The following is a 15759-nucleotide window of genomic DNA, read 5'->3' as shown; positions in this document are numbered from 1 at the left end:
TGATGGAACTTGAGTAGGCGCCACGTTCGGCGAGTTGGTTCTCGGCAATCTGCTCGATTGTCGAGACCCGGAGGTAGAGGGCTGCCTTGTCGAAGAGGACGACGATTGAGACAGGGCTGCGGGCATCTGTTCTTCAACAGCATCCGGTCCAGCTCGGACCGCTGCTGCCGGGAGCCGCCCCCCGCGGTCCACGTAGGTGTATAAGAGGCCAGCGCAGCGGACCACTGATGCGCGTCAACGGTGGCGCGGAACTCGTCGATGAATCTCCAGAGCAGTTCCCAGGCTTCTTCGGCCTACGACATCAGTTGGGCAGATACGTCCTGAGGGCGTCTACATCCCTCGATTCGATGCCGCTTCGATGGCAGGCTGACGCAACCTGCCGAGCAATTCGTCGCACCTGCGCCGCGAAGTCAGGCAATTCGATGTATTCCTCATGCACAACACCTGCATCGCGTCGATCCTCAGTGCAGCGCAACAGCGCGGTATTGCCATCCTGCCGCGTTAGTGTGATCCAGTAGGGGCCGTCCATGAATCGAAGCACCGCCTCGTGGCAAACGCCCCGCTCGAGCTTCTCAAGTGCGCCCAACCACCAGGTGGCGATGACCACCACGAAGTCGCTCCATCGTTCCCCAGGAAACGGATACCCACTGAAGTCGAAGTAGAGCACGCCGGTTATCGAGCGGCTCGCGTTGTTCCCTTGCTCGAGTGTTGATTCATCGAACACAATACGCATCGTCTGCTCCTACTAGAACTTCGGCCACGCGCTCTCGATTTCCTTCGTGGCTCGGTTGACCCACATCTCGATGGTCCCGTTCCCGAACGGACCTCTGACGAAGACTCGCTCGCCCTGGGACTGCAGCACCTCTCCATTGCGATAGGCATTCCGCACGGCGCGCTCGACCTGCGATTCGCTCATACCCTGGAAGATATCCTTCTTGTTGCCGGACGCGAGGTCTTTGCCGCCCGGCATATGGCGATTGCGGATGTGTTTCATGTCGATCGCGATCTTTCGCCACGCCGGCATGTTGACCCGCGACCCTGCCGCTCCCCCCCTTGCGGCCTGAGTTACCCCCGCGTCTCGAGCCATCCTGCCAGCCTTCCCAACCTGTCCCGCGCCCTTCAGGCTGGAATAAAGCTTGCTGGCGTCGCCGGCACCCGGAGTGGCGGCCATGAGGCTCAGTGCCGCATTCTCCGTGTCACCTTCCTCGGAGTAGAAGCAGGCATTCACCACGTCGCATATCGGGCCGATCGGAGGCGGCGCGAAGCCACAAGCATCGAGGCAGGTGTGCAGGAGAAGACGCGCGTCCGCCCCCGTCATCGGAGCGATGCTGAACCTGAGTTCCCCTCTGTCCCCCTCCGACGAGGGGCCGCCCTCTGCGCCGCCAAGTCCTCCGCCAGGACTCGCTCCACCGTCACCGCCGGAGCCCTCGATGGAGCCATCGTCTTCGGGAAGGAGCGCCTCACCGTCCTCGAAGACATTCACCTCCTTCGTGCCAGTGCCGTCGCTATCGATGGTGACGCCCGGCGGCGGAGCGATCGTCTCGGGCGTGTTCGGCGTGCAGTTCGTCCCGTCGCACGGCTGGAAGCCCGTCGGATCCCTCAGGTTGAGGGGATCGTTCAAGACGTAGGCATAGGGATTGTACCCTTGCGCCGTCAGCGGCGACGGGATGACGGGATCGGACGTGAGGAACCGACGAAGGCTCGGATCGTAGACACGACCCTGCATGTCGATCCAGCCGAGCTCGTCGTCGTGCTCGTGCCCCGTGAACCCTGTCCGCACGTCGCTGATCCCGAGGGGCAGACCGGCCATCGGCGTCCCGTTCTCGTCGATGCGCCCACCGAAGGGCTCATGGAAGTTCCGGGAGAGCACGCTGCCATCCGGGCGCAGCACCACGCCCACGCTTCCGAGCGCGTCCTTCTGCACGAAGCGGTCCTGTGAACTTCCGTCCGGGTGAACGAAGTGCTGCGCCACCTCCTCGCCGTCCGCGAATACATGGAAGACGTGGGTTGTATGCGCTCCTGCCGTCCGCCGCTCGTACAGCCGACCGAGCGTCAATACCGTTTCCGAAGGGCCCTCCTTCATCACACGCCTGCCGTCGGCGTCGTACTGGAACGAGGTCGTTCCGCCCCCGTGCACTACCAGCCTGGGCAGGTCAAACTCCGTGAACGTAACGCTCATCGGGGCGCGCGGACCACCTCGGCTGAACAGGCGACCGCGAACGTCGTACGAGAGCGTGTCCGCCACCGCGCCGCCGATCCGAACCTCGCTCGGCCTGTAGGGCGGCCCGAAGACGTATTCCTCCCGAAGCGTGCCGTCGACGAACACCTCCTTGACGTTGCCCAGGGCGTCATACGAGTAATCCGTCCTCGTCGACGTCGTGCTGGTCTGCAGCTCCCACCACCTGAGCTGCTCGCGCGCGTCATACCCGAACGTCTCGTCCCGATTCGACTGCCTGTCGTAGCGTCGCTTGATGCGGCCATCCAGGTAGTAATCGTAGTCGAGATCGTACGCCCCAGGAGTCCGAACCCGATCCAGCCGCCCTGTCAGCGGCTCGTAGCTGTACGTCGTCTCGACCGTTGCGCCCAGCTGAACAGAGAGCGGCTGATCGTCGCTGTTGCGGCTGTTCATGCGCCAGATCGGAAGAAAGACCGCGCTGCTGATCGTCCCATTTCCGGCCACAAGCCGGCGGACGACCTCATGAAGGTAGCCATGGGCGTTGTAGCGGTGCTTCACCTGAAACCCGGTCGCTCCCTCCACGGACGGGTACTCTAGCAGATCCACCCGCCCCAGCGCATCGTACGTCTGTTGAATGACATACGAGCTGCCGTCGATGATCCACGTCGTCGCCTCAGGCCGCCCGTGCGCGTCGTACGCGAAGGTCTTTTGAACCCCGTCCGGGCTGGTAGAGCTGGCCAGCCGGCCGACGCCGTACGCCGCCGTATCCCAGACGAACTCCGTCTCGCCATCCGCGTCCACCATCTCCTCGACACGCCCCAGCGCGTCGCGCTCGAACGTGCGCGTGGACATCGAATCAGCGAGCGCGACCACCTCTCCGAACGCGTTGTACGTCACGGTCGTCGCCGCCGACACAGGCTCCTTATGCCATCTGCGCCGGCCGCGCTGATCATAACGTTGCTCCAGAAGCACCAAATTCCCGCTGGACTCGTCGATCACCTTGCCGAGCAGGCTGAACGGCTCGTACACGTAGCGCAGCGTCTGGGTCCCCTCCGGCGCGACCCGGGTGCTGGACACCAGGCGCCCGTCCCAATCGATCGTGGTGCGGTGCTCGCGCCCCTCGGCGTCGAAGGAGGTGGTCTCAAGGAGCGAATGCTCGTAGTGATTGCGGCTCCCATCCGGGCGCCGCTCCTCGACCAGCCTGTCGAGCGAGTCGTAGCTATAATGGGTGACCTGCACCGTCTCTTCGGACGTGGCCCGCCGCGTCGTCCGAACGACGCGCCCCAGCACGTCATAGCTCTGGCGGCGGCTCGCAAGCGCTCCGTCGAAGCGCTCGTGAGACATTTCAATCGGGCGCGAAAGCTCATCCAGGAAGAGGATTTCCCGACCCGCCGCCACGGCTCCGCCGCGCGCGACCGTCGCCTTCGTCCCCGTCACCAGCGGACCCTCGCGAAGCGCTTCATAGGTCACGCCGGTGGGAGCGCCGCCCTCCGGAGTCTCCGCGCGCAAGCGGTGGAACTCGTCGTACTGCCGCGTCACGGTGACGCCGTTGCTGTCCATCTCGGCGATCAGATCTCCGGTCGCGGGATGGTAAACAGTCCACCGCGAATGATCGATGCCATTCAGGTTCGTCCATCTCTGCCTGGGGAAGACGCGCTCGTCGCCCAGCGACGCGTCGCCCCAGTCGATGTACTGCCGTCGATCTTCACCGCTGACCGGCGAGTGCACGATCATCCATGGGAGGCCGTCCGGGTTACGGCTGTACGTGATTGAGATTGGAATCGACTCATTCGTATGCCCTCTTTCGATGTCTATGACGCGCAACAGGCCGCGTTCGTCGTACGTCCACTCCACCTTGCGCGGCGCGGGGGGCGTGCTCCCGTTCTTGTACTCCGTCTCGAACCGCTGCCGCGGGAGTCCGATGAGCCAGTCCTCCGTCAGGTTGTCGTACGCCGTCGAAACGATATGACGCTGGCCACCCGTCGTGAGTGTGGCCACCTGGGTGACGTTCGCGAACTCATCGAGGGCTTGCGACCCCACCTGCTCGCGCCGCGTGCTCGGCATGCTCGAGTCTGCGTAGCTCACATGGATCCACGCGAAGTCTGCCCAGTCGATGGTCGCCGCCTGCTCCCACTCGTTCTCGGTCCATGCGTACGGGTAGACGAAATACGTGAGGCCGGAATGCAGCTGCCTTACCGCATGATGCTTCACAGTCTCGACGATGCGCGTGGTAGGCGCGCTCGTCGCTGGAGGTATCCCTACCACCGATGGCCCGAGGACAGGGGTGATCACCACCGTTTTGGACGGCAATCCGGCGAGAGGATAGCGGGAGTCGACCCGGGTCGTGTGGTCGTAGGTGATCCGCGTCTCTCGAGGGCGCTCTGGCTCCCACATGCGAATTTCACCGAACCCCAGCGACTTCCGAGAAGACCAGTCGAACCGCAGATCGCGGTAGCCGTAGATCGTCCGGCGGAACGCGGCGACTTGACTGCCCTGGTTTTCCCAGAGCTGCTGTACGACCGGTACGCCGCGCTTCTGGCATACTTGCGGATAGATGCATGTGTTGGGGGAGTCGGGTCGCACACGCGCGTAGAAGAAGCGGACCTGGGGCTGCTCCGCGGACTCGTCTCTCACGGCGACCACGCGATCGGTGTCGACACCCCGGTTCAGCAGCACCTCCCAGTCGGACGTCGTCGAGTTGACGTGGACCAGGTCCGTCCGCCCATCTCCGTTGAAGTCGCCGACGCGCGATGCGCCCCAGGGCATATCTCCGTTGGTGAAGAGGATGCCCGAGTCGAACGGCAACATCATGGTCGGTTGGTAGCCGCCCCTGGCCGTTGACAATGACACCTCGATCTCTCTGGTCGGGGAATCGAGGAAAACGACGAAATCAGCGCGGCCGTCACCGTTGAAGTCGGCCGTCCGCAAGCCCTCGTCGTTGTTCTGCGCCACATCGGGGAGCGGTCCATTCGGGACCGTTTCGACGGGCCCAAACCCTCGACCGGTATTCCAACTTACGCCAGTCGCTCCGTCGTCGAATATCGGAAAAACAAGATCATCTAACCCATCCCCGTTCATGTCGGCGAAGAGGCTGTCAGCGTCGTCGTAGAGGTCTTCGGCGTCCTCGACGACGAGCGCTCCAGTGTCGGAGGTCGTCAGGAGCTGCATCGATGCGCAGCCGAACAGGACGTCCCCGCGCCCGTCGCCGCTCTTGTCCAGGACCCGCGCCGAGGCGGCGCATGGCGCAAGGGCTCCTTCGATGATCTGAGACGATGAGAATGATCCCGCACGGTTCCAGTGGATATGCCACTCCAAGGAATCATCGCCAATGTAGGGTCGATGAACGATCTCGGCGCGACCATCGCCGTCGAGATCCGCCGCGACTGCGCGCAACGGCAGGTAAGTGTCCCCGGTCGCAAAGACCCCTGGGAACGCCAGCCCCGCGGAGTCCAGTCGATGGGTAGACGGATTGAATCGAAGAAGCGGATAGCTCGGATCGTCTCCCCACCCCTTCGCCGTGAATGCCATATTCCCGCTCGCATTCACATCTACTTTGATGGAAGCTTCCACGGAGAACGTGAGCGTATTGTCGACGCCAACGCCGGCTAGCAGTCGAATGGGCGCCCCCAGGCCATCGGCGGTCCCCAGGCGCAGCCAAAGCGAGTCTTCCGTGGGGTCGTCGGTGCTGGAGGGCTCGAAGTCTCTGGCGGTGCCGAAGATACGGTAGATGAGGTCATCGCGCCCGTCCCCATCCGCGTCGATCACGAGCGGCTTCGGCTCGCCGTCCAGCCAGTGCGGCTTCGGCGCGTCGTGCGCGGCGACGGGCTTCGCCTCGAACGCGAGGGGCGTATCGTCGTACTCCACCACCTTCGCGCGCAGGCACGACCCCTCGGCTCCGCACCGCTCAACCCGGTGGAGCCGCGAGCGTCCCGTCGTCGGGCTCTCCTCATACGATAGCCGGTACTCCCACGCCAGGGTCGTATCGGGCGATTGCCAGCCCAGCGCGTACATCTCCAGCCTCTGCAGCCGCCAAGGCTGGCTCAGGCGCACGCCGCTGACGTATCGAAACTCATCGTCCGGGTTCGACTGGTACACGAAGCGGACCTTCCTGCGCGGAGCCTCTCCCTGTCGTGACGTGTACTCGATATTTCCGGGCGCATAGGCAAAATCGAACGGCGCGGCGCTATTCTGCCGCGTGTCGTACGAGATCGTGATCGCGTTGCCGGCGCGGTCTTCCACCCGCGTCAGGACCCAGGCGACGCCGACCTCGTTCTCCTCCACGTAACCGGACCCCAACGTGGTCGGCTGGATACGCTTGGCTGCGAGGCGCTCGTAGGTGGAAATTCGCCCATCCTTGCCCCACACCTCGAAGCGCGTCGGGTCTCCCAGAGAGCCATACATGAGGACGCGCGCCATGGAGTCTCGCTCTGTCCGCATTTCAACCGCGTCCGGCAGGGCGGGGTTCAGCGGAAGAGAACGCAACCTCTCTCCGTCCAGACAGTATGCGTCTTTGTCATCGAAATTGACACCGCGCGGCCTTCCGTCGAGCGCTATTGTCCTCGCGCACCGCTTGATGGAGGACAACCCCGTCACGCTCCACCCCACGCCTGCCGGTCCGTTCCCATGGCCGCTTTCGTAGGAGAGCGCAAGGTCGGGCTGCATTCCTGCACGGCCTTTCGGAACTTCAATGGGGATTCGATATGTTGCGCGTCCTTGCTCTACGGCCCAGGTCGCCGGAATTGCACCGACACGGTCGCTCGTTGGCACGATCGGGTCGTCGGGCATCACGAGCTCCTCCGGCGGCGCCGGCGGATCCGGGGGCGGAGGGTTGAAAATGTCCTGCGGACCATCGGTAGGATCGATATCACGACCCGGCGGCGTGAGGTCGTCAAAATCTGCCTCAAGCGCCTCTTGCACGTTGGACAATGGCTCCGGGGCGCCCCCGCGCTCCGCCCCGTCTTGGTGGGTTCCGCACCCAGCGAGCAGCCAGGCGACCCCCCACACCAAATATCGATATTTGTACATGGATCGCTCCTTAAGATGTTCGCGACGAAGGCGCACGGTGGCGTTGGGATCGCAGCCTCTTGCTTTCGAGATCTGCGATCTTTGCCCTCGGCGAGCCTCGCGCGGCGCCCGTCGAGCGGCGGCCCGGCGCGCCCTCGTCGGCCGCCGTAAAGCAGCTCCGGTGCCGTGGGGGCGAGGCGGCGCCAATCCCGGCCATTTCAACCCGTCATTGCCCCCGGCGCGGTCCGCTCAACCGTCCGTGGAGCGTCCACGAACCGTCCGTGAACGCTGGCGGACGGTTTCTGGACGCTTGAGCCGCTCGACCGCCCATGAGCCGGGCCGTCCGCGGGCCGTCCGGCCCGCCGCGGTCAGTCTGGCGGCGATTCGCGCAGCCGCCCGGAGCGACGGAGCTCCCGCAGGCGCAGCGTCAGCCCCCGCTTCGACACCTCGAGACGCGCCGACATGGCGTCGAGATCTCCGCCGCACGCCTCGTGGCAGCGCACCAGCTCGTCCTCCGGGATGTCCGCCGCCTTGCGGACGTGAGGGCTTCGCTCGATGCGACGGTAGAGGGCGGTGCGCGAGACGCCGAGCGTCGCCGCCGCGGGTCCGATCGACCAGTGGCTCTGCCGAAGCGCCCTGAGCAAGGCGTCCTCGTCGACCTCCCGGTCCATGGGGGGGTCCGCTGGATCGGCCGTGGAGGCGTCCGCATCTCGCCTCTCGGCCAGGCGCGGTGCATCCGACGGGGGCCGCGCTGTTCGACCCGCCTGCTCCAGCATCCGCTCCAGGCTCTCATCGATGACGATGACGTCGGAGCCGCGGCTGGAGATCACCAGCTGTCGCGCGACGTTCCGGAGCTGGCGCACGTTGCCGGGCCAGCCGTGCTGGATCAGCCGCACCATGAGGGATCGAGGAAACCATGGCAGGGCGCCGTCCACGGGCGGCTCCAGCCGGGACAGCTCTCCGACGCGCGCGAGCTCCTCGCGCACAAAGTGGAGCAGCAGGCGGGGGATGTCCTCGCGGCTCTGGCGGAGTGAAGGAATCGTGATGGTGTAACCCTGTAGCCGATGGAGCAGCGGCGCGCGAAACCTGCCTTGCTCGACGGCTTGCTCCAGGTCGGCGTCCGTCGCCGCGATGATCCTGACATCCACCGCGCGCTCCTCGCCCTCGCCGAGCGGCCGGATCGTGCCGGTCTCGAGCGCCCGGAGCAGCATCGCCTGGACATCCATTGGCATATCGCCGATCTCGTCGAGGAAGAGCGTCCCGCCGTGCGCGCGCTCGAAGAGGCCGACGTGGCGGTGGTGAGCGCCCGTGAACGACCCCTTCGCGTGCCCGAACAGCTCCGAGGCGGCGGTGGTCGGGGCGAGCGCGGCCATGTTCACGGCGAGCCAGGGACGACCGGCCCGCGGGCTCGCCTGGTGGATCGCCTGCGCAACGCGCTCCTTGCCGACGCCGGTCTCTCCCCGAAGCAGGACTGGTACCTGTAGATCGGCGACGCGCGCGACCGACCTGAGGACCTCCTCGAGAGCGTCGCTCTCGCCGACAAGCCCGTGTCTCGGCGCAGGGGGCGCGGTGGTCACCACATGGACCAGGATCACGATCTTCTTGGAGAGCTGCAAAATCAGGCCGGCGCGCAGGGCCTCCGCTGAAAACCGATGCGCGTCGTCGATGGGCTCTCCTTCCACAGACAGCTGACCTCGCCCCGCAGGCGTGATGGTCAGCGACTCGTCTGCGCCCCACGTCACAAGGTGAGGTTTCCGGCTCACGTGAGGGTCGCAGAGCGGCGCGCGCTCGTGGCTGCGCGGCTGCGCGAAATCGGGCTCGAGGCGGGAAAGGGGCACCGCGTATCCGGGGACGGCCACCGCGGTTGCCCGCGCGCCGACCCGGCGCAGGTCCGGGTGGTAGAGCAGCGTGAAACGCAGGCCATGGGGCCCCCCGGAGGCGCACCGCGCCGGCGGCGTCTCGAGGCCATTCAGCGTCTCGACCTGATGCCATGACTCCCAGAAGGAGCGTTCCGCCGAGCTGCCCGGCTCGCCTCGTGCTCCCTCGGTCATCCTTGTCGTAAGAGCGGACGCCTGAGCGACAGCCTCGAAGCTGTCACCGCCCCTGATCTCGGTGCTGCACTGACGCTGAGACACGATCCGTTACTCTATCGCTGCTCTCCCGGTGCTCGTCCAGCGGTCAGTGAACCGCCACACAATCGACACATTCCTGCGCCATGCCTCCCAAAGGACAACCAGCCCCAATCGATTTCGCGCTCCTCTCGTACCAACCGTCCACGGTCCCGTGGGGTAGCTCAGGTGCCCCCGCGAGGTCGTTCACGGTGCCCGCTGGCGATCGTCGAGCCGCGCACGTGTCGACAAGGATCGTTGCCCCGCCTCCGCGTATCCGAGCCAGACCCCTCGACCTCTCCTCCCTCCACGGCTCCACGTCACACCCCACCCCCGTTCTCGCCCCTTTCCCCGCACCGACCGGCCTCGTCCTTGCGCCGGCAGAGAACTGGGCCCGGAGGATCGACCTCTGCTACCGGCATGCGAGCCCATGGCCAACCTGGTGCTCGCCGTGCTCACCGCCCGCCGTATCGCGCGCAACGCGGCGCCGCTCGCCTGCGCGCTGGCCCTCGGGGGGCTCGTCGTCCTCGACGCGGCCGAGCCCCTGCCGAAGCTCGCGGCCGCCGCGGCGCTGATCGTGCTGGTCGCGGCGCTCGTCCAGCGGGCGCGGCGGCGCGCCGCCGCCATCGAGGCGAGCGCGCTGCTCGACCTCGAGGTCGGCGCCCTCCTCGTCGTCGCGACGTTCGCCGCGGTCCTCCGCCTCGACGGCTCGCTCGACGGCGACGCCCACGCCGCCCTCTACGTCGTCATCGCCCTCGTGAGCGCGTTCGCCCGCCCCGGGGCCTCGCTCCTCGTCGCGCTCGCCGCCGCCGCCCTCGAGCTCGCCGTCCGCTCGGCCATGGCCAAGCGCGGCGCGCCGATCGCGTGGAGCGCCGCCGCGCCGCACATTGGCTTCATGGCCGTCTTCTCGGTGCTGAACGCGGCCATCCTCCGCGCCGAGATCAGCCGCGTCCGGAAGGCCTCCAACACCCGGCTGAAGGCCGAGATCGAGCGGCTCCGCGACGACGCGCGCAGCTACCGCCTGCTCTCCGCCCCGGCCCAGGCGCGCGGCGCCGCCCAGAAGGGCGACGACGAGCGGCTCGCCCGCTCCGGCGTCGAGGAGATCCACCAGTCGGTGCTCTTCGCGCTCCGCCTCCTGCGCGAGTCGCTCGATCTCTACACCGCGATGCTCCTCTGGCAGAACGACGCCGGCACGCACCTGCGCATCAGCGAGCTCGCGAGCGACGCCCCGAACCTCTCCGAGGGCCCGTTCCTCTCGGGCGACGGCGTCTTCGGCGCGGCGATCACGCAGCGCGCGCCGGTCGTCATCGGCGGCCTCAAGCCCGGCTACAAGCTCCCCTACTACGTCGGCCCCTCCCCGGTGCGCGCCGTGTGCGCGCTGCCGGTGTTCGAGCACGGCCAGCTCCGCGGCGTGCTCGTCGTCGATCGCGTCGAGGACCGGCCGTTCTCGCCGCGGGAGCTCGAGCTCATCGACGAGGCGTGCCGCTACGCCGTGCGCGCCATCCAGAACGAGCGCGTCTTCGTCCAGCTGGAGCGCGCCAAGATCGAGCAGGGCAAGCTCTACCGCGCCGCCGAGGCGCTCGGCGCCGCCACGACCGAGCCGGGCGTCATCGAGGCGGGGGTGACGAGCGCCCGCGAGATCACGTCGGTCGATTTCGCGGCGGTCACGCTCTACGACGAGGCCCAGAAGGTCCACGAGATCCGCGCCGTGAGCGGCGACGGCGTCGGCGAGCTGACCGGGCAGCGGTTCCGCCACAACGCCGGGCTCGTCTCGATGGTGCTCCAGAACCGGCACCCGCTGCCGTACCGCGGCGAGTACGACGAGAAGCGGCAGATCGTCTTCACCCGCCGCGTCACGCCGCCGTCGATGCCGTCGATCATCGTGCTCCCGCTCGTCGTCCACGACCGGCCGCTCGGGACGCTGGTCCTCGGCTCGCGGCGGCGCGCGGCCTTCACCGACTCGGTGCGCAGCACGCTCGAGGTCCTCGCGAGCCACATGGCCGTGTCGCTCTCGAACGCGCGGATGATGCGGCGCCTCGAGGAGCTCGCGACCATGGACGGGCTCACCGGGCTGCTCAACAAGCGGGCGATGCTCGAGGTGGCCGACCAGAAGATCACGGCGGCGCGCAGGTTCTCGCGGCGGCTCTCGGTGCTCGTGACCGACATCGACCACTTCAAGAAGGTGAACGACACGTACGGCCACGACGTGGGCGACGTGATCATCAAGGGGCTCGGCGACGTGCTCCGGCGCGCCAAGCGCACGACGGACGCGGTCGCGCGCTTCGGCGGCGAGGAGTTCGTGGTGATCTGCGAGGAGACGGACGCGCGCGGCGCGATGCTGCTGGCCGAGCGCGTGCGCGAGGAGCTCGGCCGGACGACGTTCCACGCGGCCGGGAGCAACGGCCCGGTGCAGTGCCAGGTCACCTGCTCGATCGGGATCGCCACGTACCCCGAGGCGGGCAGCACGTGGGAGGAGCTCTTCAAGGCCGCGGACGAGTCGCTCTACGTCTCGAAGCGGTCGGGCCGGAACCGCTCCACGGCGTGGTCGCCGTCGATGCGGTCCGGCAGCGGCCACCCGCCCGCGCTGGAGGCGGGCGCGCCGGCGAAGCCCGCGTCGGAGCCGCCCGCGCCGGCGAGGCCCGCGTCGGCGAGGCCCGCGTCGGAGCCGCCCGCGCCGGCGAGGCCCGCGTCGGCGAGGCCCGCGTCGGAGCCGCCCGCGCCGGCGAGGTCCGCGTCGGCCCGGCCCGCCGCGGCGGCGCCCGCGCCGCAGCGCAGGCCGCCCGCGGCGGGCGGCGGCCCGTCGCCCGCGGGGCACGACGGCGCGCCGCCCGGCGGCAAGCGCGCCGCGGCGCCCTCGCTGTCGCCGGCGCAGGGCAGGGCCGCCGGCGAGGCCGAGCCCCGGAGCAAGCCGAGGCGCCCGCCGGAGGTCGATCCGACGAGCAAGCCGAAGACCGCGGCCTGAGGGCGGCGCGCCGCGTGAGGCGCGCGGGACGTGAGGCGGGTGAGGCGGCGCGCGCCGCTTGCGGCGCCCGCGCGGCGGGAACATAAGCCACCTCGGCGAGGCGAAGCCAAGGAGGCGCGATGAGCTCGGATCCGGATCGCGACGACCCGAAGGAGGACCTCAAGCAGGGGCTGAGCCTGCTCTGGCGCGCGGCGCGCAAGACGGCGGTGGACCTGCGCAAGGACCTCGATCGCACGAGCGTCGGCAAGGCGATCGACGACGCCGGGCGCGAGCTCGTTCGGGCGGCGACCAACGTGGTCGGCCGGATCGGCGCCGAGCTGAGCAAGGGCCCGCCGCCGGCGGCGCCGCCGCGCGAGGAGCGCCCGGACGGCGGCGCGGGGGCCGACGCGCCCGAGGCGCGGCCCACGGGGCCCACGCCGGAGGATCCGGGGTTCCGCATCGCGGTCGATCCGGAGGACAAGGGCGAGAAGCCGCGCTGAGGGCGGGCTTCACGGCGGGCCGGGCCAGACCACGGGGGGCCCGCTGAGGGCTTCACGGCGGGCCGGCCGGACCACGGGGGGCCCGCTGCGGGCCGGCTTCACGGCGGGCCGGCCGGACCACGGGGGGCCGCTGAGGGCGGGTTTCACGGGGATCGGCCGGGGGGCCACGAGGGGCCCGCTGAGGGCCGGCTTCACGGCGGGCCGGCCGGGGTCGCGGAGCGCCCTGGGCGCCGCGCGGCGAGCGCCGCGGCGGTGAGCCCGTCGGCCTGCACGACGCACGCCTGCACCGGCCGGCCCAGCGAGGCGCGCCCCGCCACGGCCCCGCACTGCGCGTCGAGGAACGCGATCCCGCCGCGCGCGTCGCACAGCGCGAAGCCGCCGGCGTAGGCCGCCCCGCCGAGGAAGTCGGCCTCTCCTGCGTGGGCCCACGCGAGCTCGCCCGAGCGCGCGTCGCGGCCGACGGCGGCCTGGTAGTACGTCGCCGCGAAGCGCTCCGCCTCGACGCCGGGCGGCCCGGAGGCGCGGGGGCGGGCGTAGAGGCGCGCCCTGTCCTCGGCCGAGGCGACGGGCGCGAGCACCTCGGTCCCGTCGCTCATCCAGATCGGCGCCCCGGGCAGCTCGCGCGCCGGCAGCCGTGCGGTCGACGCGCGCCCGGCCGCGCCGAGGCCGATGGCCGCGTCGAAGCGCGTCGCCGCCGAGCCGCCGCCGAAGAAGACCGCGCCGCCGAGCAGGAAGGCGCGGCTCACCTCGGTGCGGAGCAGCGCCCGCGCCGCCTCGCGGCCCGTCTGCAGGTCGAAGACCGTGACGTACCGCCCCTGCCACGGCAGGAACGCGTAGCGCCCCACGACGGCGGGCACGCCGATGTCGGCGTCGTCCTCGATCTGTCGCTGCACCATCCCGTCGTGGCCGATGGCGAGCACCACGCTCATGGTGCCGGTGGTCGACACGAGCGACACCACGGTGGTCTCGCCGTCGTCGCCCGCGCCGCGGAGCCTGCCGCCGGCCCTCCGCGTCCAGAGCAGCCGGCCGGTGCGCGCGTCGAGCGCGAACAGCTCGCCCTGGCCGAGCCCCACGACGACGCTCCCCGCGACGGCCGGCCGCGCGTCGAGCGGGTGCTCGAAGGTCCACGCGGGGCCGCCGTCGAGCGGCACCCCGACGAGCTCGCGCGCCCCTGTGCCGGCCACGACGCCAACGGCCACGTCGGCGCCGTGGGGGATGGGTCTCCCGGCGAAGCGCCGCTGGAAGGCCGCGATGCCGGCGCCGCCGTCGTCCTTCCAGCGCGGATCGAAGGCCTCGCCCTGCGTCTGACCGCCGCCGCAGGCGGCGGAGAGCGCCGCGAGCGCGCCGGCCGCCGCGAGGACGAGCGCGCGGACGGCGGCGCGGGGCGGGCGCGGGGGTCGCATGCGAGGGGGGTCCTGCGGCGGTCGTAGCGCGGCGCCGGCTGGCCGAGCAAGGAAGCGTCGGGGCGGCGCGAGCGGCGCGAGCGAGGCGCGCGGCGGAGCGGAGGTGCGTGGCCTCGCACGACGGCGCGCGCCGCCGTCGGAGGGGATGGGCTGGGCGTGTTCGTGGCGAAGGTGGGATTCAACCCAGATCGGTGAGCCGGTCGTCCGTGGATCACCGCCGCGGCCCCCCCGCGGGACGCCAGCCGCTACTCATTCGATTTTTTGCGATTCTTCCTTCTATCAATGGCCAGAGCTACGATTCCAGCCGCAAACATCACGACACCTCCCAAAACCAGCGGCGCACACAGAATCACGCCGAGCACAATCATCTGCTTGCTCTTGACTCGGCCACCAGCAAGGACGATCGCAATACTGGCCACAGCCAGCACAGAGAACAACTTGACCCACCACTCTGGACTCGTGAGCCTATCTCGCAACATAAGCCTTCAATCACCCATACCAGAGAACGCCACGAAAGACGCAGCGGCAGCACCATAGATGAGCAGATCAGGCCCGTAAACCGCTGCATATGGGACGAGGATCAAACCTGTCTGCGTGAACGCACCGGTGGTCATGGTGATGACACCAGGAGCTGTGAACCGCACCCCACCAGCGGATTTCATAACCGAATAGATGCCGATCGAAAACAGCCTCTGGAAAGATCCAGGAACCCGAACAAATCTCGCCGGGTTTTCAGGCGACAGCCCTGTGATCAGCGCATGCGCGACACGACTTCTGGAAGCAGCCGACTCAGGCAGCGCAAAGGCTCCGTGCTTACCGATCAGCTCTCCTGATGATTTGATTCCCGCCTCGCCAGCGAACAGGTACGGCTGCCGGTTCTGGTGCCCGTTGACGTCGGTCTCCTGCGCGACCGTGCCGAACGCGTAGTTGGGCACGCTGTTCGACCGGTACCCGAAGCTGTCGGCCACGCACGTGCGGTAGCTCTGCGTCAGCGCATCGTAGCCGTAGGTCAGCTTGTAGCTGGCCGGATCGGTGAAGGTCACGAGGTTGCCGCGTTCATAGGTACGTGATGTCCAGCGTGTACCGCTGCTGCTCGTGCCCCCGGCTCCTGGTAGGTGTCCCCGGCGCACAGCCGCCGCGTCGATTCGTTGTAATGGCACTTCGTCTCGACCCCGTTGCCAGCCACAACCCGCACCCGCTGGCCGAGCTCGTCGTATCCGATGTGCCTCAGGTGCTCCGTCGTCATCGGCTCGTCCGGGTGCTGCGGATTGGCCTGACCACTGCTCCCATCCTCACGACCCCGAACGCGAAGCGGAGTCACCGGCCTGTAGGCCGTCTATGAGGGACAGCTCGATCGATATGTCACGGCGCTCAGCTCCGAGCGGTATACGAACCCGGGCATCAGCCACCTCAGGAGAATCGAGAATCCATCTTTCATACTCAGCAGTGGCACAACTCCACATCCACCTAATCGCTCCCCGATCATCTAGACGCCAAACGCGCCGTTCCGTCGCGATGACCAGGGCATGGTGTTCGTGAGCTTCGACAAACCATGGCGCATCGATCGTTTCCCCTTCCTCATACTCCATCGTCACAGAGGACGCGATTGCAAGCGTGGACACATTCA

General features: G+C 68.4%; 8 protein-coding genes. 2 read left to right on the top strand and 6 right to left on the bottom strand.

Going from position 1 to position 15759, the window contains the following annotated elements:
• Positions 1-301: 301 nt before the first annotated feature.
• The 3 genes from NQZ70_RS49020 to NQZ70_RS49010 form a co-directional block, all read right to left on the bottom strand.
• Positions 302-733: a hypothetical protein gene (locus NQZ70_RS49020; protein ID WP_129580373.1), complete on the bottom strand. Its 432-nt coding sequence runs from the start codon at positions 731-733 to the stop codon at positions 302-304.
• 12 nt (positions 734-745) lie between these two features.
• Positions 746-7201: an RHS repeat-associated core domain-containing protein gene (locus tag NQZ70_RS49015; protein WP_129580372.1), complete on the bottom strand. Its 6456-nt coding sequence runs from the start codon at positions 7199-7201 to the stop codon at positions 746-748.
• A gap of 347 nt (positions 7202-7548) precedes the next feature.
• The gene (locus tag NQZ70_RS49010) at positions 7549-9231 is read right to left on the bottom strand and encodes a sigma 54-interacting transcriptional regulator (protein ID WP_129580371.1); all 1683 of its coding nucleotides are present in this window, start codon (positions 9229-9231) and stop codon (positions 7549-7551) included.
• 487 nt (positions 9232-9718) lie between these two features.
• Between NQZ70_RS49010 and NQZ70_RS49005 the strand changes: the two genes are divergently transcribed.
• Entirely contained in the window at positions 9719-12250 is a 2532-nt protein-coding gene (locus NQZ70_RS49005) for a sensor domain-containing diguanylate cyclase (RefSeq protein ID WP_129580370.1), read from the top strand.
• A gap of 119 nt (positions 12251-12369) precedes the next feature.
• A complete protein-coding gene (locus tag NQZ70_RS49000) occupies positions 12370-12729 on the top strand; it encodes a hypothetical protein (protein ID WP_129580369.1) in 360 nt (119 codons plus the stop codon).
• Positions 12730-12920: 191 nt separating this feature from the next.
• Here the strand turns inward: NQZ70_RS49000 and NQZ70_RS48995 are convergent, their stop codons facing one another.
• From NQZ70_RS48995 to NQZ70_RS48985, 3 genes are all read right to left on the bottom strand, one after another.
• Positions 12921-14132, bottom strand: coding sequence for a PQQ-binding-like beta-propeller repeat protein (locus NQZ70_RS48995; protein WP_129580368.1), 1212 nt, complete (start codon positions 14130-14132; stop codon positions 12921-12923).
• Positions 14133-14377: 245 nt separating this feature from the next.
• Positions 14378-14569 carry a hypothetical protein gene (locus NQZ70_RS48990; protein WP_129580367.1) on the bottom strand — a complete coding sequence of 64 codons (192 nt, stop codon included), beginning with the start codon at positions 14567-14569 and terminating at the stop codon, positions 14378-14380.
• Between the two features lie 48 nt (positions 14570-14617).
• Complete coding sequence (locus NQZ70_RS48985) at positions 14618-15175, bottom strand: hypothetical protein (protein ID WP_129580366.1); 558 nt, start codon at positions 15173-15175, stop codon at positions 14618-14620.
• Between the last annotated feature and the right edge of the window lie 584 nt (positions 15176-15759).

It is taken from the genome of Sorangium sp. So ce836 (assembly GCF_028553905.1).
Lineage (GTDB): Bacteria > Myxococcota_A > Polyangia > Polyangiales > Polyangiaceae > Sorangium > Sorangium cellulosum_D.
Note: the sequence above shows the minus strand (reverse complement) of the source record. Positions and strands in the feature narration are given on the sequence as shown.

Excerpts from the sequence above, each read along its gene's own strand:
- NQZ70_RS48995 (WP_129580368.1), bottom strand. The coding sequence starts at position 14,132 with ATGCGACCCCCGCGCCCGCCCCGCGCCGCCGTCCGCGCGCTCGTCCTC.
- NQZ70_RS49015 (WP_129580372.1), bottom strand. The coding sequence starts at position 7,201 with ATGTACAAATATCGATATTTGGTGTGGGGGGTCGCCTGGCTGCTCGCT.
- NQZ70_RS49005 (WP_129580370.1), top strand. The coding sequence starts at position 9,719 with ATGGCCAACCTGGTGCTCGCCGTGCTCACCGCCCGCCGTATCGCGCGC.
- NQZ70_RS49000 (WP_129580369.1), top strand. The coding sequence starts at position 12,370 with ATGAGCTCGGATCCGGATCGCGACGACCCGAAGGAGGACCTCAAGCAG.
- NQZ70_RS49020 (WP_129580373.1), bottom strand. The coding sequence starts at position 733 with ATGCGTATTGTGTTCGATGAATCAACACTCGAGCAAGGGAACAACGCG.
- NQZ70_RS49010 (WP_129580371.1), bottom strand. The coding sequence starts at position 9,231 with ATGACCGAGGGAGCACGAGGCGAGCCGGGCAGCTCGGCGGAACGCTCC.